Raw genomic sequence first — 18,326 nt, forward strand, 5'->3', positions numbered from 1 at the left:
GTCGCCAGCCGCCCACGCCGGGCCACCACCGTCGTTTGGGTCGCCGCCCGCACGGCCACTGTCGCCTCACCGCCCTCGCCGGGGCACCATCCCTTGCCTCGCCGTCAGCCAAGGGGCTGGCGCCAGCGTGGGTGTCGGTGGCTTGCGCCTGCTGGTCCTCGTGGTGGGCGGGCGCGTATAGGGTCGGGGTGTGCGTGAGCTACCTGCGGAGATGGTGCTGCCCGAGGGTTTCGTGCCGCCGACGCCGCCCGAGACGCCTGCTGTGCCTCGGGATGCGGCGACCGTGATGTTGGTGCGCGACACCGCCGAGGGGCTGGAGGTCTTCCTGCAGCGTCGGGTGGTCGGTATGGCCTTCGCCGGGGGCATGACGGTGTTCCCCGGCGGCGGTGTCGACCAGCGGGACGTCGACGCGTCGGTGGCGTGGCACGGGCCCGACCCGGACTGGTGGGCGCACCGGTTCGGTTGCTCGCCTGCGCTCGCGCGTGCGTTGGTGTGCGCGGCCGTGCGGGAGACGTTCGAGGAGTCTGGTGTTCTCCTCGCCGGGACGGACGCGGGCAGTGTGGTGGCCGATGCCAGGCCGTACCACGAGGCGCGGGGGGCGTTGGTCGCCCGCGAGGTGTCGTTCGCGGGGTTCCTCGCCGACGCGGGACTCGTGCTGCGGGCCGACCTGCTGCGGCCGTGGGCGAACTGGGTCACCCCGGCCGAGGAGCCGCGCCGCTACGACACCCGCTTCTTCCTCGCCGCCCTCCCCGAGGGCCAGCGCGCCGACGGGGAGACCACCGAGGCCGACCACGCCCACTGGCAGCGCCCCGCCGACACCCTTGCCGACTGGGGCAACGGCGAGTGCGCCCTGATGCCGCCCACCTGGGTCACCCTGTCCGACCTGGCCGAGCACCCGACGGTCGCCAGCGCCATGTCCGCGGACCGCACCCTGGGCAAGATCATCCCCAAGATCGTCCGCGACGGCGGCGTGACCCGCGTCGTCCTGCCCGAGGACCCGGCATGACCCATCCCGCCTACGGCGTGGTCCGCCCCGTGACCGCGTTCGCCTCGGTGCTGCTCGAGGACAACCCCGGCACGATGACCCTCGACGGCACCAACACGTGGCTCCTGCGTGCCCCCGGGGCCGCAGAGTGCGTGGTCGTCGACCCCGGCCACGAGGACGAACCCCACCTGCGCCGCGTCCTGGAGGCCGCCGGTCAGGTGGCGGCGATCCTCATCACCCACCACCACGACGACCACGTCCAAGGCGCCCCCTGGCTGGCCCGAGCCGCCAACGCCCCGATCCGCGCCTTCGACCCCGCCCTGTGCGCGGACGAAGGCCCGCTCCGGGACGGCGAGGTCCTGACGCTGGCAGGCCTGGACCTGGAGGTCCGGCACACCCCCGGCCACACCGCCGACTCGATCTGCCTGGCGATCGCGCACGAGAACCAGACAGCCGTCCTGACCGGCGACACGGTGCTCGGCAGGGGCACGACGGTCATCGCCCCACCCGACGGACACCTGGGCCAGTACCTGGACTCCCTGCGCCTGCTCGCGGGCAGCCCGCCCGGGACGGTCGTCCTCCCGGGCCACGGCCCCGACCTCCCCGACCTCCCGACGACCGCCGCGATGTACCTGGCCCACCGCGAACAACGCCTGGACCAGATCCGCGCCGCCCTCACCCACCTAGGCCCGGACGCCACCGCCCGCCAAGTGGTCGAGGTCGTCTACGCCGACGTCGACCAGTCCCTGTGGGAGGCAGCCGAGTGGTCGGTCCACGCCCAACTCGCGTACCTGCGCGAGTCAGCCTGACGATCACTCCCTGGCCCAGTGGTGTCGCGATGCCTGGACGTGCCGAGTCCTCGGGCGCAGACCAGTGCGCTTCTCGGCCGGTGGCTGGCTGAGGGAACGGCGGGCTGCTTGCCGCTTTCGGGTGGTGAGCCGAGATGCCGAGAAGCTCGGAACTCGATTCGGCCAGATATGAAGTTGTGGGGCAGGGCTCCTGATTGGCTCCCTTCGCTGGCGGGCTGGCGGGCTGGCGGGCTGGCGGGCTGGCGGGCTGGCGGGCTGGCGGGCCGAATTCGGTGGGGTGATGGTTAGCCGGTGGGCTTGATGTAGGTGGCGGTGGGTGGGTGGCGGCCGTGAACGCGTGGGTGGGTTGGGTGGGCGCGGCTGGCTGCGGAGTGTGGATAGGTGGGGCGTTGGTGGGCAGGTGATGGGTTCGGACAGGTGGGTTGTGGACCGGCGGTGGTGTATGTGGGCAGCTGGCGGAGGTGTGGGACGAGAGCGGGGCCTGGGGTAGGTGTGGGACCGGTAGCGGGCTGGGGCAGGCAGCGGGGGTGAGGTCGATCGGTGGGAGGGGAGGGACGGTGGCTGGCGATGGCCCGGAGTTCGGTGGGTTGCGGGGTGGGCTGGGAAGTTCGCCAGGCCGGTAGGTGGGGGCGTGAGGGGGTGGTGTGGGCGCGGGCCGACCACGCCACCGTGACCGCCCGGTAGGTGAGGGGCGTGAGGGGCTGGTGCTGGTGGGTGGGATCGGCGCGGGTTTATTGGCGTGGTGGAAGGAGCGGCATCATGAGGTACTTGATGGGGACCTCCTGCTCGTCCACCGACGTGATCACTGTGGCGCGCATGCCGGGTTGGATGGAGAGGCGGATGCGGGTGCCGGTGTAGGGGCGTAGGGCGTCGATCAGGTAGCGGGACTGGACGGCGGGGCTGGTTCGGCCTCCCTCCACTGTGGCCTTTACCGACTCCTCGGCCTCGCCTGCCTGCGGGTCGGTGCCTCGGAGGCGGAGTTCGTGGTCGCCTACCTCGATCTGGAGTACGCCTCGGGCATCCGTGTAGAGGGCGACTCGGCGGGCTGCGGCTAGGAGGGCGTCGGCGTCGGTTTCGACCCAGGTGTCCACTGTGTTCAGGACGAGGCTCGACTCCGACAGGAAGACGCCGTCCAGTACTGCTGTGGTGACTGTGGTGTTGCCCCAGGAGAGGGTGAAGCGGTTGGGGTCGGTGGCCAGGGAGACCTCGCCGCTGGCTTGTTTGGCTACTTCGGACAGCAGGCCCGCGGGGACCAGGACGTCGATGTCGGGGGACAGGTCGGTCGCGGGGACGGTGGCGATGGCCATGCGGTAGCGGTCGGTGGCGCGGAGGACGAGGGCGCCGTCCTCGGCGCGGAGGCGGACGCCCGCGAATACCGGGAGGGTGTCGTCGCGGGAGGCCGTCGCTGACACTGTGGACAGTGCTGTGGACAGCTTCGCTCCCGACACCGTGCCACCGGGTGGGGGTGGGGTGGGGACGCCGGGGTGGAGGGCGGCGTCGAGGAGGGGGAGGGCGAAGCGGGCGCCGTCGGCTCGGATGGCCAGGCGGCTGCCCTCGACGACCAGGCGGACGCGGTCGACGTCCAGCGCGCGCAGCGTCTCGGCCAGGGGTTTCGCTGGCACGAGCACCGTGCCGTCGGTGTGCACGAGGGCGTCGCAGGACACCCGGGCGGTGCGTTCCCGGTCGCTGGCGGCCAGGACGACGCCGTCCCGGCCCGCTGTCAGCAGGAGGCCGCTGAGGAGCGGGTCGGTGTAGCGGGCCGGGACGAGGCGGACGATGTCGGCCGCGGCGGCGGCCAGGGTGGCTGTGGATGCGCTGAGGTCCATGCCACGAAATTAGCCCCGGCCGCCGACAGCCCGAGAAAGTTATCCACAGGTCTGGGAGTTATCCACATTCTGTGGACAAGCCCTAGACGAGGGCGGGCACCGGCTGGGTGGGAACACCGGCGAGGACCGTGTGCCGACGCAGGTACACCGCGAACGCGATCAGCAGGCCCGCGCCCGCCGCCGCCAGGTACGCCGACCACACGCCGACGTGCTCCACCAGCTGGCCGCTGACCGACTGGCCGAGGGCCAGGCCCAGCGTGACCGCCGTGATGACCCAGCCGAACGCCTCGGTGATGGTCCCCGGCGGGGCCACCTGCTCCAGCGCCGCCGAGTGCGCGGTCGCCTGCGGCGTGACCAGCGTGCCCGCGGCCAGCAGCGCGATCGCCAGCCAGACCAGCGACGTCGGGATGGCCAGCAGCGTCAGGAGCAGGGCGAACCCGGCCAGCAGCACCGGCATCCGCAGGTGCAGCGGGCGGGGCCATGGCCGCGTCCCGTAGTACACGCCGAACAGCACCGAGCTCACCGACCAGACGCCCAGCAGCACCCCGCCCATGGGCGGGCTGCCCGCCTGCGTCGCCGCCGCGGGCACCGCGACCTCGACGAACCCGATGGTGACGCCGAACCCGGCCGCGGCGAGCGCCACGGTCTTCATCCCCGGTGACGCCAGCGGGCCGAGCAGGCTGCCGCCGCCCGCCCGCACCGGGGGACGGTACGACCGGATCGTCGGCATGAGCGCGAAGGCCACCCCGCCCAGGATCATGAACGCCGCCCCGAGGACCACGCCGGTGCCCGCCCACGGCGCGGCCACCAGCACGCCGGACAGCGCAGGGCCGACGATGAAGAAGACCTCCATGCTGATCGCCTCGTAGGAGTACGCCGCCGTGCGCACCGGGCCGGGCGGGACCAGCCGGGTCCACATCGCCCGCGACGCGGAGCCGATCATCGGCTCGGTCGACCCGATGGCGAAGCCCAGCACCACCAGCAGCCAGGTCGCCGCCGCCTGCTCGACGGCGGTGATGCCCAGCGTCACGAACAGGGCGAACAGCCCGACCGTGCCGAGCAGCGGGCGCGACGGCCCGACGCGGTCCATCAGCCTGCCCTGGGCGACGGACCCGATGGCGACGCCGACGAGCGTGCCCGCCGAGACCATGCCCGCGGTGGCGAACGACCCGGTCGAGTCCTGGACGTACAGCAGCAGGGACAGGCCCACCATGGCGATCGGCAGCCTGCCCACGAGGGAGGCCAGCACCGGACCGCGCGCGCCCGGGGTGGTGAGCGCAGCGCGGTAGTCGGCCAGACCGGCGGAGTGGGACATGCGTACCAGTATGCCGGGACTGGTACGTCCGTACCAGTAATTACCGGGGTGGTTTCAACCACCGGCCGCGGTGGTATGTCTCGATCGGATAACGGAATGCGGCAATCGCGGTGAACCCGCGCAACGAACCCTGGGGAAGCGAGTCCTTGAGGGTGAATGGGCTTGTTAAGCAGGTGGGGTGCCGTGCGATGGTTTCCCTGTCACCCGCGAGTGGCCCAACGCAACTGAAGAGACTCCCTCCGGCGAACGGGTCGGGGCCTGCGGCCGGAGGGCGGGGAGCGTGGATCGTCGGGGGATGGTTCACGCAGGCGAAAGGCCGGTGCGCCGCGTCGGGGGCGGCGCCCGGCCTTTCGTTTGCTCTGCGTCCGGCTAGCGGGCCCGGCGGGCCAGCCGCTCCGGGTCCAGGATCAGCACGCTCTTGCCTTCGAGGCGCAGCCAGCCGCGGTGGGCGAAGTCGGCGAGGGCCTTGTTGACGGTCTCCCGGGAGGCGCCGACGTACTGGGCGATCTCCTCCTGGGTGAGGTCGTGGGTCACCCGCAGCAGCCCGGCCTCCTGGCTGCCGAAGCGCTGCGCGAGCTGCAGCAGCGCCTTGGCCACCCGGCCGGGGACGTCGGTGAAGATCAGGTCGGCCAGCATGCCGTTGGTCCGGCGCAGCCTGCGCGCGATGACCCGCAGCAGCTGCTCGGCGATCTCCGGCCGGTTGTTGATCCACTGCCGCAGCGCGGGCCGGTCCATGGTGACCGCGCGGACCTCGGTGACCGTGGTGGCGGTGGACGTGCGCGGCCCGGGGTCGAAGATCGAGAGCTCGCCGAACATGTCCGACGGTCCGAAGATCCCCAGCAGGTTCTCCCGGCCGTCCGGCGACTTGCGGCCGAGCTTCACCTTGCCCGACTGGATGATGTAGAGCCGGTCACCCGGCTCACCCTCGGCGAAGATCACGTGCCCCCGCGGGAACTCCACCGACTCGAGCGTCTGCGCGAGCGCCTCCGCCGCGGCCGGCTCGACCCCTTGGAAAATGCCCGCGCGGGCAAGGGTCTCATCCACCTCGGTCCTCCGTTTCCACCCGGCGCACACAGACGCTGTGCGGCCGATCACCGCATTCAGTGTAGGGCCTGACCCGTTAACGCCATCACGGCGCGCCGTCAAGGTCCGTTATGGATCCTTCAACCAAGCCCAGCCGGAGAACAATAACGCCTAGTCAGGCCCCCTTGCGACCACGCAGCTTGGCGGCGCGTCCGCCCAGCCTGCGCAGCCGGAAAAGCTCCAGCGCACGGCCGATGCCGTGGCCGTAGAGCGCCCGCACCTCGTCCGGCCTGGCCTGCTCGAGGAACTCCTCGACGTCGGTCTCCTGCACCGCCGCGTGCCGGATGCGGGTCTCCACCCGCTCCATGAAGAGCGCGAAGAACATGATCACCAGCGGCACCGCGAACACGAACCAGACAGCCATGTGTCGTAGATCCTCGCTCCCAGCCGGACCCGCCCGGTCCGACTTTCCGATGGACTCGCTTTGCTAGGACGTCCGGGGCACATCTCGGGTTGTTCGTCGGGCCGTAGGCTAGCGACGTGCCCGCGACCACCCGACGCCCGCCCCTGGATGCCGAACCCAGTCTCGCGCTCACCCGGCGTGTTCGCCGGATGACCAGGGCGTTAGCGGAGGGCTACCCCGACGCCCACTGCGAGCTGGACTTCACCACCCCGCTGGAGCTGGCCGTCGCCACGATCCTGTCCGCGCAGTCGACCGACGTCCGGGTCAACCTGACCACCCCCGCCCTGTTCGCCAAGTACAAGACCGCCGCCGACTACGCCGCCGCTGACCGCGCCGAGCTGGAGGAGCTGATCCGCTCCACCGGCTTCTACCGCAACAAGGCCGCGTCGCTGATGGGCTTGGGCGCCGAGCTGGTCGAGCGCTTCGACGGCGAGCTGCCCGCCAACCTCGACGACCTGGTCACGCTGCCGGGAATCGGTCGCAAGACCGCCAACGTCATCCTCGGCAACGCCTTCGGGGTACCCGGGATCACCGTCGACACACACTTCGGCAGGCTCGTCCGCCGCTTCCAGTGGACCGACCTGGAGGACCCGGTCAAGGTCGAGCACGCGATCGGCGCACTCGTCCCGCGCAAGGACTGGACGATGCTGTCGCACTACGTGATCTTCCACGGCAGGCGGGTCTGCCACGCCAAGAAGCCCGCGTGCGGGGCCTGCTTCCTGGCCAAGGACTGCCCCTCCTACGGCACCGGCCCCACCGAGTACGAGGCGGCCGCCAAGCTTGTGAAGGGCGAGGAGGCCGAGCACCTGCTGGAGCTCGCCGAGCGGGTGCGCCAGGGCTACCGGCCGGGCCGGTCGACCGGGTGATCCCCCGCGTGCGGTGGGTCGTGGTCGCGGTGGTCCTCGTGGTCGCCGCGGCCATTGCGCTGTGGCCCAGGGACGACGGGCCCGTCACCCGCACCGCGCCGCCCGGCCCGGACGTCGCGGACGCGCGAGCGGCGGCCGCGCTGGCAGACTGCGCGACCGGGACGCCGGGGCCGGAAGGGCTGCGCGGTGTCACCACGACCTGCCTGGGCACCGGTGAGCCGGTGGACGCCGCCGCCGCGCTGGGCGGGCGCGACCTGCTGCTCAACGTCTGGGCGACCTGGTGCGAGCCCTGCCGCGCCGAGCTGCCACTGCTGGCCGAGTACGCCGCGGGCGCGGACGCCGTCGACGTGGTGACGCTCGCCGTGCAGAGCCCGCAGGGCGACGCGCTGGTCTTCCTCGGCGGCGTCGGGGTGAAGCTGCCGACCCTGCACGACGGCGACGGCGCGGTCGCCCGGGCGCTGCGGCTGCCCGTCGGCCTGCCCGCGTCCTACCTGGTGCGGGCCGACGGCACGATCACGCTGATCAGCGACCCCAGGGTGTTCGAGTCCGTCGAGGAGATCCGAGCGGCGGTCGACGGGGGACTGGGATGAGCCACGGCCCGCTGGTCGACCCCGACACCGTGCCCGGCTGGCTGCGGACGCTGGTCGCCTCGACCGGGGACATCGACGTCGGCCTGTTCACCCGCTTCGCCGCGATCGGCGAGGGCGCGCGCGAGGCGGCCGTGCTGATCCTGCTCGGCGAGGACGAGCACCACGGGCCCGACGTGCTGCTGCAACTGCGGGCCGCGTCCGGCGACGCCCACGCCAACCAGGTCAGCTTCCCCGGCGGCAAGGCCGAGCCCGAGGACGACGGGCCGGTGGCGACCGCGCTGCGCGAGGCCGTCGAGGAGACCGGCGTCGACCCGGCCGGGGTGCGGCCGGTGGCGCTGCTGCCCGCCCTGCACATCCCGGTCTCGGCCTTCGACGTCACCCCGGTTGTCGCGCACTGGGAGAAGCCCAGCCGGGTGTGGGCGGTGTCGGAGCGGGAGACCCAGGCCGTGGCCCGGGTCCCGATCGCGCACCTGGCCGACCCGGCGAACCGGTTCCGGGTCAGGCACCCCTCCGGGTACGTCGGCCCGGCGTTCGCCGCCCCGGACATGCTGGTCTGGGGCTTCACCGCCGGTCTGCTGACCATGGTCCTGGCCGCAGGCGGCTGGCACCGGGAGTGGGACGCGCGCGATGTGCGCGATCTTGACGTAGCGTGGCGCTCCGTCCGCTCACGGGGTCCGGAGGTCAGCGCGTGAACTGGGTCGACGTTCTGGTGGTCGCGCTGGCCGTGCTCGCCGCGGTGTCCGGCGCCCGGCAGGGCGTGGTCACCGCGCTGCCCGCGTTCCTCGGCGTCCTGGTGGGTGCCATCGTCGGGATCAAGGTCGCGCCGCTCGTGGTCGCGGGCATCTCGGCGACCCCGACCCGGGTGGCGTTCGCGGTGGCGATCTTCGTCCTGCTGGTCGCCCTGGGCGAGACCCTGGGCGTGTGGGCGGGGCGGACGCTGCGCCAGCGCATCTCGTCGCCGAAGCTGGCCGGGGTGGACAGCGTGCTGGGCGCGGTCGTGCAGGGCGCGGTCGTGTTCCTGGTGTCGTGGCTGATCGCGCTGCCGCTGACCACGGTCGGCGGGCTGCCTGGGCTGGCATCGGCGATCAACAACTCGGTGGTGCTCGGCGGCGTCGATGACGTCATGCCGCAGGCGGCGCGGGGCCTGCCGGACGAGCTGCGCGAGCTGCTGGACGTCTCCGGCTTCCCGGCCGCGGTCGACCCGTTCAACCGCACGCCCAACCGCGAGGTCGCCCCGCCGGACCCGGCGCTGCAGGCCAGCGCGGTCGTGCAGCGCGTGCGGCCGAGCGTGCTCAAGATCAACGCCCGGGCCACGGCCTGCGAGCGGGCGCTGGAGGGCAGCGGGTTCGTCATCGCCCCGCAGCGCGTCATGACCAACGCGCACGTCGTCGCGGGCGCTGAGGAGGTCAGCGTCGAGTCCGGCGACCGGACCCTGCGCGCCGAGGTCGTGCTCTACGACCCGCGCACCGATGTGGCGGTCCTGCGGGTGCCGAGCCTGGCGGCCGACCCGCTGGACTTCGCCGACTACGAGGTCGAGAGCGGCCAGGACGGCATCGTGCTCGGCTACCCGCTCGACGGCCCGTACACCGCGGAGGCCGCGCGCGTGCGCGACCGCATCCCGCTGCGCGGCCCCGACATCTACGACTCACCGAACCCGGTCGACCGCGACGTCTACACGCTGCGCGCGAAGGTGCTCAGCGGGAACTCCGGCGGCCCGCTGGTCGACACCAACGGCGACGTGCTCGGCGTGATCTTCGGCGCGGCCGTGGACGACTCGGAGACCGGCTTCGCGCTGACCGGGGCCGAGGTGCGCGACGAGGTCGACGCCGCGTCCCGGCTGACCGAGCCGGTGTCGACGGGCCGCTGCGCGGGCTAGTGCGACTTGAGGAACGCCGTGATCGCCGCGCTGGTCCCGGCCGGGTCCTCCTCCGGGGGCAGGTTGCCCACCCCGGGCAGTTCGAGGTGCTCGGCAGGCCCCTTGAGCCAGGGCGCTGACGCCATGCGCGTGTACGGCAGCACGCAGGGGTCGTCCGCGCCGTAGAGCTGCAGGACGGGCGTGCGGATGCGGCGCTGCATCGCCTCGGTGTAGCGCCTGCCCTCGCTGCGGAACTGGGACCGCACCGCCCACCGGTAGTACTCCAGCGCGCAGTGCGCGACGCCCGGGATCAGCATCGCCTCCTGGTACCGGGCGACGGCGTCGGCGAAGTCCGGCGACTCGCGCCACCGCCGCCCCGACCACAGGCCGAACAGCCGGGGAAGCGTGTCCTCGCGGACCAGCCAGCGCTCGGGGGCGATGGGCAGCTGCGAGCGCAGCATCGGGCTCAGCGCGCGCGCCTGGTTGCGCGGCCGTCGCCGGAGCACGGTCCGCCTGGCCTCGTCGCGCAGGGCGATCGGGTGGGGGGCGGACACGGTGCTCACCGAGTCCACCAGGCGCGGGTGCAGCGCGGCGGCCGACCAGGCGAGCAGGCCGCCCCAGCCGTGTCCGACGAGGTGCGCCCGGGGCGCGCCGAGCGCCCTGATCAGGCCCGCGACGTCACCGGAGAGGGTCCAGGCGTCGTAGCCGCGCGGGGGCTTGTCGGAGTCGCCGTAGCCGCGCAGGTCGACGGCGACGGCGCGGAAGCCGGCGTCGCCGAGCGCGGTCAGCTGGTGGCGCCAGGTCCACCAGAACCCGGCGAACCCGTGCAGCAGGACGACCAGCGGGCCGTCGCCCGCCTCCGCGGTGTGCAGCCGGATCCCGTTGGCGTAGACGTCGCGGTGCGTCCACGGCCCGTCGATGCGGACCGCGGCGGGGTCCGGGGCGCGCCTCAGCGCCTTCAGTCCCTGGGCTCGTCGGAGCCGCGCTGGCGCAGGGTCGCCGCGGTCTCCTTGACCGAGTCGATGGTGCGCTTCGGGGCGCGGACGGTGCGGAACTTGCGGTAGCCGATGAAGGCGAAGAAGCCCGCCATCAGCAGCATCAGGAAGAACACGATCCCGAACGCCGCCGAGCGCCACAGCCCGATGTCGGCCAGCAGCTCGGCCAGCGCGAAGAACAGGAAGAACGAGCTGTAGAGGAGGATGACCAGGGCGAGGATCGCGAAGACGCTGCCCTTGAGGCCCTTCTTGACCTCCCGGGCGACCTCGGTCTTGGCCAGCTCCACCTCGGCCCGCACCAGGGTCGACAGGTGGGTGGTCGCGTCCTTGACCAGGTTCCCGATCGACGGGTCGGCGGCGGCGATGGTGCGGTCGTCGGCCAGTGGGATGGACGGCACCGGGGGCAAGCCGTCGCGTTGTCCGTTTCCGTGTGCGCTGGTCACCGGGTCATCGTGCCATGCCGCAGCTGCCAAGCGCCTGCGGACTCCCAAGCCCGCGCGCCGCACCCGAGCAGCGGACTACCGCGGGAAGTCCCGGAGGCGACCGGATCACTCAGGCGGGATCAGGAATCCGCGTGCGCCTTGCTCCGCTTCGCCAACATTCCCGCCGCCAGCAGCGAGGCCGCGGCCGAGGCGATCAGCACCGCCGCCTTCGCCAGCTCCGCGTCGGCCTCGGCGAGCGACAGCTCGGCGATCAACAGGCTGACGGTGAACCCGACGCCGCCGAGCATCGCCACCGCCCCCATGTCGCGCCAGCCGAGGCCGCTGGGCATGGCCGCGAGCTTGAACTTCACCGCGACCAGCGAGAACCCGACGATGCCGAGCAGTTTGCCCGCGACCAGCCCGATCATGATCGCCAGCCCGATCCGCTCGGTGAACACCGCGCCGAGGGCGTCAGCGCCGATCGGCACGCCCGCGGCGAACAGCGCGAACACCGGCACGGCCACGCCCGCCGACCACGGCTGGAGGCGGTGCTCCAGGCGCAGCGCCGGGGCCTCCTTCTCGTACGGGTCCTTCCGCACCCGGGTCAGCAGGCCGAGCGCGACGCCCGCCACGGTCGCGTGGATGCCGCTGGTGTGCACCGCGATCCACACCCCGATCGCCAGCGGCACGTAGAGCCACGGCGAGGTGATCCGCTTGCGCTGCAGGTACCAGTACAGCGCCAGGAGCACGACGGAGACGCCGAACGCGATGAAGTCGAACTTGGACGTGAACAGGGTGGCGATGAGCGCGATGGCGCCCAGGTCGTCCACCACGGCCAGGCTGAGCAGGAACACCCGCGCGCTGCTGGGCATGTGCCGCGCGGTCAGCGCGAGCACGCCGAGGGCGAAGGCGATGTCGGTGGCGACCGGGATCGGCCAGACCTGCCCGGCCAGCGGATCGCCCGCGGCGATGAACAGCGCCAGCAGGGCGGGCACGACCATGCCGCCGAGCGCGGCGATCACCGGCAGCAGCGCGGCCTTGAACCGGGACAGCTCGCCGATCACCAGCTCGCGCTTGAGCTCCAGGCCGACGACGAAGAAGAACAGCGCCAGCAGCCCGTCCTTGGCCCAGTCGCCGACGGTCAGGTTCAGGTGCAGGAACTCGGTGCCGACCCGGGTCTCGCGCAGGTCGCGGTAGGAGTCGCCGAGCGGGGAGTTGGCCCAGATCAGGGCCAGCGCGGTGGCGGCGAGCAGGACGAGCCCGCCGACGGTCTCGGTTCGCAGGTAGCGGGCGAACTCCGAGAGGCGCGGCGTGTGTCGGTTCGTCAAGGGCTGCTCCCGGCTCGGCGTACACGTCTCCCGTACGCCGACCAGACTTCCCGGCACACCTGTTTCGAAGCCTAACCCACGGTCACGCCGAACAGGACACCGACGAAGTACGTCACAGTCATCGCCAACGTCCCTACCAGGACGTTCCTTAGCACAGCACGACCCACGCGCGCGTCGCCCAGTCGTGCGCTGATCGTGCCGGTGAGCACGAGCCCGATGATCACCGCCGCCACGCAGGTCCACACGCGCCACTCGACCGGGGGCAGCGCGATGGCGGTCAGCGGCAGCAGCGCGCCCACCGCGAACGCGATCAGCGACGCCCATGCCGCCTGCCACGGGCTGGTGAGGTTGTCCGGGTCGATCTGCAGTTCGGCGTCGGCGTGCGCGGCCAGCGCGTCGGCCTCGGTCAGCTCCCGGGCGACCTGCGCGGCCAGCTCGGGCGAGAGGCCCTTGGCCTGGTAGATGCCCGCGAGTTCGCGCTCCTCGGCCTCGGGCATCTCGCGCAGCTCGCGCGCCTCCGTCCGCAGCGCGGCGCGTTCGGTGTCGCGCTGGGTGCTGACCGAGACGTACTCCCCGCCCGCCATCGACAGCGAGCCCGCGACCAGCCCGGCGACCCCGGCGGCGAGGATCGCCGTCCGGTCGGTCGTCGCGCCCGCGACGCCGACGACGAGGCCCGCGGTCGAGATGATCCCGTCGTTGGCCCCGAGCACGCCTGCCCGCAGCCAGTTGAGCCGGGCGCTCAGGCTGTCGTGGTGCGGCTCGGCCGGATGGGTGCCGGTCTGCTCACTGTCGGTGCTCACCTGCGTATTCTCGCCCGGTCGGGCGCATCCCGCCGATCTCCTGCCGCGAAGATGGGGGTGTGCGAAGCGACCGACCCATGGGCACCCTGCGGGCCCTGACGCTCATGTTCCGCGTGCCCCGGCGCGGCCGCGGCTTCTGGTTCAGCCTGGCGATCGACCTCATCTGGCCGCTGATGGCGCTCAGCGCCCGGCTGCGGTTCGCGGGCTCGCTGCCTCAGCGCGGCGGGGTGGTGCTGGCCTCGAACCACCTCTCGTTCGCCGACCCGGTGACCGTCACCGCCTTCACCCTGGCCGCCGGGCGCATCCCCCGGTACCTGGCGAAGGCCAGCCTGTGGAAGGTGCCGGGGATCAAGCAGGTGCTCGACGGCGGCGGGCACATCCCCGTCGTCCGCGACACCGCGCAGGCGCGCGCGGCCTATGTGGGCGCTGTCGACGCGGTGAAGCGCGGGGAGTGCGTGATGTTCTTCCCGGAGGCGGGATTCTCCGACGACGTCTCGCACTGGCCGTCCGCCCGGGTGAAGAACGGCGTCGCCCGGGTGGCGATGGAGACGGGCGCGCCGGTGATCCCGGTGGTCAACTGGGGCACGCACGAACTGCTGCCCGCGCACGCCCGCTTCCCCCGGCTGTTCCCGCGCCGCACGGTCCAGATCGTCGCCGGTCCGCCGGTCGACCTGTCGGACCTGACCGGGATCGACCGGGAGACGCTGAACGAGGCAACCAAGCGGATCATGCACGCGATCACCGAGCTGCTGGCCGAACTGCGCGGCGAGGAACCGCCGGTCCGGTGACGCGGACGGGGCCCCGCTGCCGCGGGGCCCCGACGTGATCAGTCCTCTTGCGACTTCTGGTTGCTCAGGCCTTCGGTGATGAGGTTCATGACGGTCTGGTCGGCGAGGGTGGTGGTGTCGCCGAGTTCGCGGTTCTCGGCGATGTCGCGCAGGAGCCTGCGCATGATCTTGCCGCTGCGGGTCTTCGGCAACTCCTCCACGATCAGGATCTGCCTGGGCTTGGCGATCGCGCCGATCTCCTGGGCGACGTGGTTGCGCAACGTGCTGATGTGGCTGTCGCGGTCCTCGGCCGCCTTCCCGCGGGGGATGACGAAGGCGACGATGCCCTGTCCGGTGGTGGGGTCGCTCGCCCCGACCACCGCCGCCTCCGCCACCGTCGGGTGCGACACCAATGCCGACTCGACCTCAGTGGTGGAGATGCGGTGGCCCGACACGTTCATCACGTCGTCCACGCGGCCGAGCAACCAGATGTGGCCGTCGTTGTCGTATTTGGCGCCGTCACCGGCGAAGTAGTAGCCCTGCTCGGCATAGCGGGACCAGTACGTCTCCTTGAAGCGGTCGGGGTCGCCCCAGATGCCGCGCAGCATCCCCGGCCACGGCTCGGTCAACACCAGATACCCACCGGAGCCGTGCGGGACCTCCACGCCGGCGTCGTCGACCACCTGGGCGCTGATCCCCGGCAGCGGGACCTGCGCCGACCCCGGCTTGGTCTTGGTCACCCCGGGCAGCGGGCTGATCATGATGGCGCCGGTCTCGGTCTGCCACCACGTGTCCACCACCGGGCAGCGCTCACCGCCGATGTGGGTGCGGTACCACACCCAGGCCTCGGGGTTGATCGGCTCGCCCACCGACCCCAGCAGGCGCAGGGAGGACAGGTCGTGGGCGGCGGGGTTGTCCGTCCCCCACTTCATGAACGTGCGGATCAGCGTCGGCGCCGTGTAGTAGATGGTGACGCCGTACTTGGCGATGATCTCGAAGTGGCGGCCCTGGTGGGGCGTGTTGGGGGTGCCCTCGTAGACGACCTGGGTGGCGGCGTTGGCCAGGGGGCCGTAGACGATGTAGGAGTGGCCGGTGACCCAGCCGATGTCGGCGGTGCACCAGTAGACGTCGGTGTCGGGTTTGAGGTCGAAGACCGCGTGGTGGGTGTAGGCGACCTGGGTGAGGTAGCCGCCGCTGGTGTGCAGGATGCCCTTCGGCTTCCCCGTGGTGCCGGAGGTGTAGAGGATGAAGAGCGGGTGCTCGGAGTCGAACGCCTCCGGCGTGTGCTCGGTGGACTGCCCGTCCATGAGGTCGTGCCACCAGATGTCGCGGCCCTCGGTCCAGCCGCAGTCGGTGCCGGTGCGCTTGACCACGATCACGCGCTCGATCGTGGGGGTGTGCGCGGTGGCCTCGTCGGTGTTGTCCTTCATCGCGACGGCCTCGCCGCGGCGGTACTGCCCGTCGCTGGTGATCAGCACGCGGGCCTGCGCGTCCTCGATGCGCGAGCGCAGCGCGGCGGGGGAGAAGCCGCCGAAGACGACGCTGTGCACCAGGCCCAGGCGGGCGCAGGCGAGCATCGCGACGATGGCCTCGACCAGCATCGGCATCTGGATGGCGACCCGGTCGCCCGCCTTCAGCCCCAGTGACGAGAGCCCGTTGGCCGCCTGGCACACCAGCCGCTGGAGATCGGCGTAGGTGACCGTGCGGGTGTCGCCCGGCTCGCCCTCCCAGTGCAGCGCCACCCGCTCGCCCAGCCCGGCCTCGACGTGCCGGTCCACGCAGTTGTAGGCGACGTTGAGCCTGCCGCCGACGAACCACTTCGCGAACGGGGCGTCCGACCAGTCCAGCACCTGGTCCCACTCGGAGTCCCAGGCCAGCCTCCGCGCCTGCTCGGCCCAGTAGCCCAGCCGGTCGGCCGCGGCGCGCTCGTAGGCGTCGGCCCGCACGTTCGCCGCGGCGGCCACGGCCTCCGGCGGCGGGAACGCCCGCGTCTCGGTCGACAGGTTGTCCAGCGCCGGGCGTGGGCCGGATAGCTCGGTCATGGGGTGACCTCCTCGTCGGGGCAGGTTCGCACGCCGGGTGCGAATCTAGCCCCAACCCGGGGCGCTGGACAGCCCGGACCCCCCTATTGGTTTGGACCAATATGGCCGCGTGCTCCGTTCGGTTGGCCTTGCCGGAATCAGCGGACGGTGACGCGGCGAGGACGTACCGTGGTGATCGGTACGGCCGCGTTCGGCAGCGGCGGGCACAGCGCGTGTCCGCCGTCGCCCGGACGCGGTCGCCCGGATTCCCTGGGGAGGGGAGCCGGGCGGGCCAATCCGGCCACGCCGGTCACTCCGGGTCGTCGGCGCCGCTTAAGGGGGACCATGGACCGCCGGATCAGCCCCCGCTTCCGACCATCCGCGGCGGTGGTCTGGGCGGTGGGCTGCACCGTTGTCGGCCTCGGCTGGGCACTGCGCTCGGCCGGTGGCCCGCTGCCCGACGCCGAGTCCTGGTGGCTCGCCCTCGTCCTGGTCGCGGTCGCCCTCATGCACGCCGAGGCCACCCGGCCGCCGCAGGAGCGCCGCCGGGTCGCGCACCTGGCCGTCGAACGGGTCGACCACGGCGCGGCGTGGGTGCTCGGCGGCGCGCTGGTGCTGCCCACCGCGCTGGCGCTGGTGCCCGCGATCGTCGTCACCGGCCGCGGCCTGGTCGTCCGGGAGGGCGGTCGGCACGTCGTCGACGCCTGCACCCTCATCGCCGCCGCGGTCGCCGCGCACACCGTCGCGGTCGCCAGCCCGGCCCGCGAGTGGGTGGTCGAGGGCACGCTGCCGCCTGCCACGCTCGCCGTCGCCGCGATGGGCCTCGCCGGAGCGGTCGCGGCGTTCTGGCTGGTCTGGCGGGTGATCCCGGGCGCGGTCCGGGCGCTGCGCGGAACCGTGACGTGGACGCGCGTGCTCAGCGACGGCGATTTGCTCGTGGTGCTCGCGCTCGGCGTCATCGCCGCGTGGTCGGCGGGCGTCGGGCACGGTGCGCCGCTGGTCGCGGTCGCCGCGGTCGCCACCGGGGTCACCCGGCGGACCCAGCGCATCGCCGAACTCGCCAGGGAACGCGACCGCTTCGAGGCCGACGCCCTGCACGACCCGCTCACCGGCCTGGCCAACCAGCGCGGCTTCAACCCGGCCGCCGCCCTGGCCCTGGTCGCCGACCAGGCCAGGCGCAGGCCGACGGCCGTGCTGATGCTCGACCTCGACGGCTTCCGCCAGGTCAACGCCCGGCTGGGCCACCTGGGCGCCAACGAGGTGCTCAAGAGCTTCGCGACCCTGCTGCGCGGCATGGTCCGCCGCGACGACCTCGTCTGCCGGTGGGGCGGCGAGGAGTTCTCCCTCGTGCTGCCCGGGACCGGGCGCAGCGACGCGTGGGCGGTCGCCGAGCGCATCCGGCGCTCGGTCGAGGCCATGACCGTCGAGCTGACGCCCACGCGCGGCGCGGGCATCGAGCGGGTCGGTCAGTTCACCGTCTCCGGCGGCATCGCGGTGTCCCCGACCGACGGCACCGACCTCGCCACCCTCCAGACGCACGCCGACGACGCGCTGGCGGAGGCGAAAGCGGGCGGCCGCAACCAGATCCGGCTCACGCCCGCGCCCGCCGAAGTGGACTCCCCGCACTGAGCCGCGCGGCGAGCCCGTCGCGGACCGCGGGCCACTCCTCGACCGTCACCGAGTAGACGACGGTGTCGCGGATGGTCCCGTCGGGGCGGAAACGGTGGTGGCGCAGGACTCCCTCGCGCTGAGCGCCCAGCCGCTCGATCGCGCGCTGCGAGCGCTCGTTGCGGATGTCGGTGTGCCAGCCGACGCGCAGCGCGCCGAGGGTGTCGAACGCGTGCGTCATCAGCAGCAGCTTGGCCTCGGTGTTCAGCGCGGTGCGCTGCCACGGCGCGCCGATCCAGGTGTGTCCGATGTAGATGCCGCGGTGCTTGGCGTCGACCTCGTAGTAGGACGTGGTGCCCGCGATCTCGCCGGACGCGGCGAACTGGGTGAACGGGAACCGCGTCGGGTCGGCGATCGCCTCGGCGACCTGGGCGTCCATATCGGCCTGGGACTCCGGATACCGTTTGCCCAGCCACGTCCACACGGACCGGTCCGCGCCCGCGGCGTAGAGGCCGGGGGAGTCGGCCATCGTGGTGGGGGCGAGGCGCACGTGCTCGCCGACGAGGGTGGGCTGCAGGTCCATCACGACCGTGACGGTAGCCAGCGAAGTGGCTATCCGACACCGTCCACTTCTGGTGAGTTTCAAGAGGCCA

General features: G+C 72.5%; 18 protein-coding genes. 8 read left to right on the forward strand and 10 right to left on the reverse strand.

Annotated features, from left to right (window positions below):
* Positions 1 to 211 precede the first annotated feature (211 nt).
* Both Actkin_RS01355 and Actkin_RS01360 read left to right on the forward strand, forming a co-directional pair.
* Positions 212 to 1,006, forward strand: a complete 795-nt coding sequence (locus Actkin_RS01355; RefSeq protein WP_258907817.1) for an NUDIX hydrolase — start codon at positions 212 to 214, stop codon at positions 1,004 to 1,006.
* Positions 1,003 to 1,794 (forward strand): MBL fold metallo-hydrolase, encoded by a 792-nt coding sequence (locus tag Actkin_RS01360; protein WP_258905551.1) that lies wholly within the window; start codon positions 1,003 to 1,005, stop codon positions 1,792 to 1,794. Before Actkin_RS01355 ends, Actkin_RS01360 begins: the two co-directional genes overlap by 4 nt.
* Positions 1,795 to 2,525: 731 nt before the next feature.
* Here the strand turns inward: Actkin_RS01360 and dnaN are convergent.
* The 4 genes from dnaN to Actkin_RS01380 form a co-directional block, all read right to left on the reverse strand.
* Positions 2,526 to 3,620 carry a DNA polymerase III subunit beta gene (gene dnaN / locus Actkin_RS01365; protein ID WP_258905552.1) on the reverse strand — a complete coding sequence of 365 codons (1,095 nt, stop codon included), beginning with the start codon at positions 3,618 to 3,620 and terminating at the stop codon, positions 2,526 to 2,528.
* Positions 3,621 to 3,702: 82 nt separating this feature from the next.
* Positions 3,703 to 4,935: an MFS transporter gene (locus Actkin_RS01370; RefSeq protein WP_258905553.1), complete on the reverse strand. Its 1,233-nt coding sequence runs from the start codon at positions 4,933 to 4,935 to the stop codon at positions 3,703 to 3,705.
* 369 nt (positions 4,936 to 5,304) lie between these two features.
* The gene (locus tag Actkin_RS01375) at positions 5,305 to 5,979 is read right to left on the reverse strand and encodes a Crp/Fnr family transcriptional regulator (protein WP_189208797.1); all 675 of its coding nucleotides are present in this window, start codon (positions 5,977 to 5,979) and stop codon (positions 5,305 to 5,307) included.
* Between the two features lie 154 nt (positions 5,980 to 6,133).
* Complete coding sequence (locus tag Actkin_RS01380; protein ID WP_189208796.1) at positions 6,134 to 6,382, reverse strand: hypothetical protein; 249 nt, start codon at positions 6,380 to 6,382, stop codon at positions 6,134 to 6,136.
* 188 nt (positions 6,383 to 6,570) lie between these two features.
* Between Actkin_RS01380 and nth the strand changes: the two genes are divergently transcribed.
* Genes nth through Actkin_RS01400 form a run of 4 tightly spaced genes read left to right on the forward strand, consistent with a single transcriptional unit; the run spans position 6,571 to position 9,753 of the window.
* Entirely contained in the window at positions 6,571 to 7,287 is a 717-nt protein-coding gene (gene nth / locus Actkin_RS01385; RefSeq protein WP_189208795.1) for an endonuclease III, read from the forward strand.
* 8 nt (positions 7,288 to 7,295) lie between these two features.
* The gene (locus Actkin_RS01390) at positions 7,296 to 7,877 is read left to right on the forward strand and encodes a TlpA family protein disulfide reductase (protein WP_309569101.1); all 582 of its coding nucleotides are present in this window, start codon (positions 7,296 to 7,298) and stop codon (positions 7,875 to 7,877) included.
* Entirely contained in the window at positions 7,874 to 8,569 is a 696-nt protein-coding gene (locus Actkin_RS01395; RefSeq protein ID WP_189208794.1) for an NUDIX hydrolase, read from the forward strand. Before Actkin_RS01390 ends, Actkin_RS01395 begins: the two co-directional genes overlap by 4 nt.
* Complete coding sequence (locus Actkin_RS01400; protein ID WP_258905557.1) at positions 8,566 to 9,753, forward strand: MarP family serine protease; 1,188 nt, start codon at positions 8,566 to 8,568, stop codon at positions 9,751 to 9,753. The genes Actkin_RS01395 and Actkin_RS01400 overlap by 4 nt, the downstream gene beginning before the upstream one ends.
* Here Actkin_RS01400 and Actkin_RS01405 read toward each other — a convergent pair.
* The 4 genes from Actkin_RS01405 to Actkin_RS01420 form a co-directional block, all read right to left on the reverse strand.
* Positions 9,750 to 10,685, reverse strand: coding sequence for an alpha/beta fold hydrolase (locus Actkin_RS01405; RefSeq protein ID WP_258907819.1), 936 nt, complete (start codon positions 10,683 to 10,685; stop codon positions 9,750 to 9,752). The two genes, Actkin_RS01400 and Actkin_RS01405, sit on opposite strands and share 4 nt — an antisense overlap.
* Positions 10,686 to 10,690: 5 nt before the next feature.
* Positions 10,691 to 11,170 (reverse strand): phage holin family protein, encoded by a 480-nt coding sequence (locus Actkin_RS01410; protein ID WP_258905558.1) that lies wholly within the window; start codon positions 11,168 to 11,170, stop codon positions 10,691 to 10,693.
* Positions 11,171 to 11,289: 119 nt separating this feature from the next.
* A complete protein-coding gene (gene nhaA / locus Actkin_RS01415; protein WP_258905559.1) occupies positions 11,290 to 12,477 on the reverse strand; it encodes a Na+/H+ antiporter NhaA in 1,188 nt (395 codons plus the stop codon).
* 71 nt (positions 12,478 to 12,548) lie between these two features.
* Complete coding sequence (locus tag Actkin_RS01420; protein WP_396122925.1) at positions 12,549 to 13,277, reverse strand: VIT1/CCC1 transporter family protein; 729 nt, start codon at positions 13,275 to 13,277, stop codon at positions 12,549 to 12,551.
* Between the two features lie 77 nt (positions 13,278 to 13,354).
* Here Actkin_RS01420 and Actkin_RS01425 point away from each other — a divergent pair, with 77 nt between their 5' ends.
* Positions 13,355 to 14,065 (forward strand): lysophospholipid acyltransferase family protein, encoded by a 711-nt coding sequence (locus tag Actkin_RS01425; protein ID WP_258907821.1) that lies wholly within the window; start codon positions 13,355 to 13,357, stop codon positions 14,063 to 14,065.
* Between the two features lie 38 nt (positions 14,066 to 14,103).
* Here the strand turns inward: Actkin_RS01425 and acs are convergent, their stop codons facing one another.
* Entirely contained in the window at positions 14,104 to 16,086 is a 1,983-nt protein-coding gene (gene acs / locus Actkin_RS01430; protein WP_258905560.1) for an acetate--CoA ligase, read from the reverse strand.
* 366 nt (positions 16,087 to 16,452) lie between these two features.
* On the opposite strand from acs, the gene Actkin_RS01435 reads away from it, so the two are divergent.
* Positions 16,453 to 17,694, forward strand: a complete 1,242-nt coding sequence (locus Actkin_RS01435; RefSeq protein ID WP_258905562.1) for a GGDEF domain-containing protein — start codon at positions 16,453 to 16,455, stop codon at positions 17,692 to 17,694.
* On the opposite strand, the gene Actkin_RS01440 is transcribed toward Actkin_RS01435, so the two are convergent.
* Entirely contained in the window at positions 17,657 to 18,256 is a 600-nt protein-coding gene (locus tag Actkin_RS01440) for a GNAT family N-acetyltransferase (RefSeq protein WP_258907822.1), read from the reverse strand. The two genes, Actkin_RS01435 and Actkin_RS01440, sit on opposite strands and share 38 nt — an antisense overlap.
* Between the last annotated feature and the right edge of the window lie 70 nt (positions 18,257 to 18,326).

Origin of the sequence: Actinokineospora sp. UTMC 2448 (assembly GCF_024760565.1) — a bacterium.
GTDB classification, from domain to species: Bacteria; Actinomycetota; Actinomycetes; order Mycobacteriales; family Pseudonocardiaceae; genus Actinokineospora; species Actinokineospora fastidiosa.

What these genes read in the sequence shown, in the direction of transcription:
- nth (WP_189208795.1), top strand. Translation starts at nt 6,571, where the DNA reads ATGACCAGGGCGTTAGCGGAGGGCTACCCCGACGCCCACTGCGAGCTG.
- Actkin_RS01425 (WP_258907821.1), top strand. Translation starts at nt 13,355, where the DNA reads ATGGGCACCCTGCGGGCCCTGACGCTCATGTTCCGCGTGCCCCGGCGC.
- Actkin_RS01360 (WP_258905551.1), top strand. Translation starts at nt 1,003, where the DNA reads ATGACCCATCCCGCCTACGGCGTGGTCCGCCCCGTGACCGCGTTCGCC.
- Actkin_RS01440 (WP_258907822.1), bottom strand. Translation starts at nt 18,256, where the DNA reads ATGGACCTGCAGCCCACCCTCGTCGGCGAGCACGTGCGCCTCGCCCCC.
- Actkin_RS01370 (WP_258905553.1), bottom strand. Translation starts at nt 4,935, where the DNA reads ATGTCCCACTCCGCCGGTCTGGCCGACTACCGCGCTGCGCTCACCACC.
- Actkin_RS01395 (WP_189208794.1), top strand. Translation starts at nt 7,874, where the DNA reads ATGAGCCACGGCCCGCTGGTCGACCCCGACACCGTGCCCGGCTGGCTG.
- dnaN (WP_258905552.1), bottom strand. Translation starts at nt 3,620, where the DNA reads ATGGACCTCAGCGCATCCACAGCCACCCTGGCCGCCGCCGCGGCCGAC.
- Actkin_RS01355 (WP_258907817.1), top strand. Translation starts at nt 212, where the DNA reads ATGGTGCTGCCCGAGGGTTTCGTGCCGCCGACGCCGCCCGAGACGCCT.
- Actkin_RS01380 (WP_189208796.1), bottom strand. Translation starts at nt 6,382, where the DNA reads ATGGCTGTCTGGTTCGTGTTCGCGGTGCCGCTGGTGATCATGTTCTTC.
- acs (WP_258905560.1), bottom strand. Translation starts at nt 16,086, where the DNA reads ATGACCGAGCTATCCGGCCCACGCCCGGCGCTGGACAACCTGTCGACC.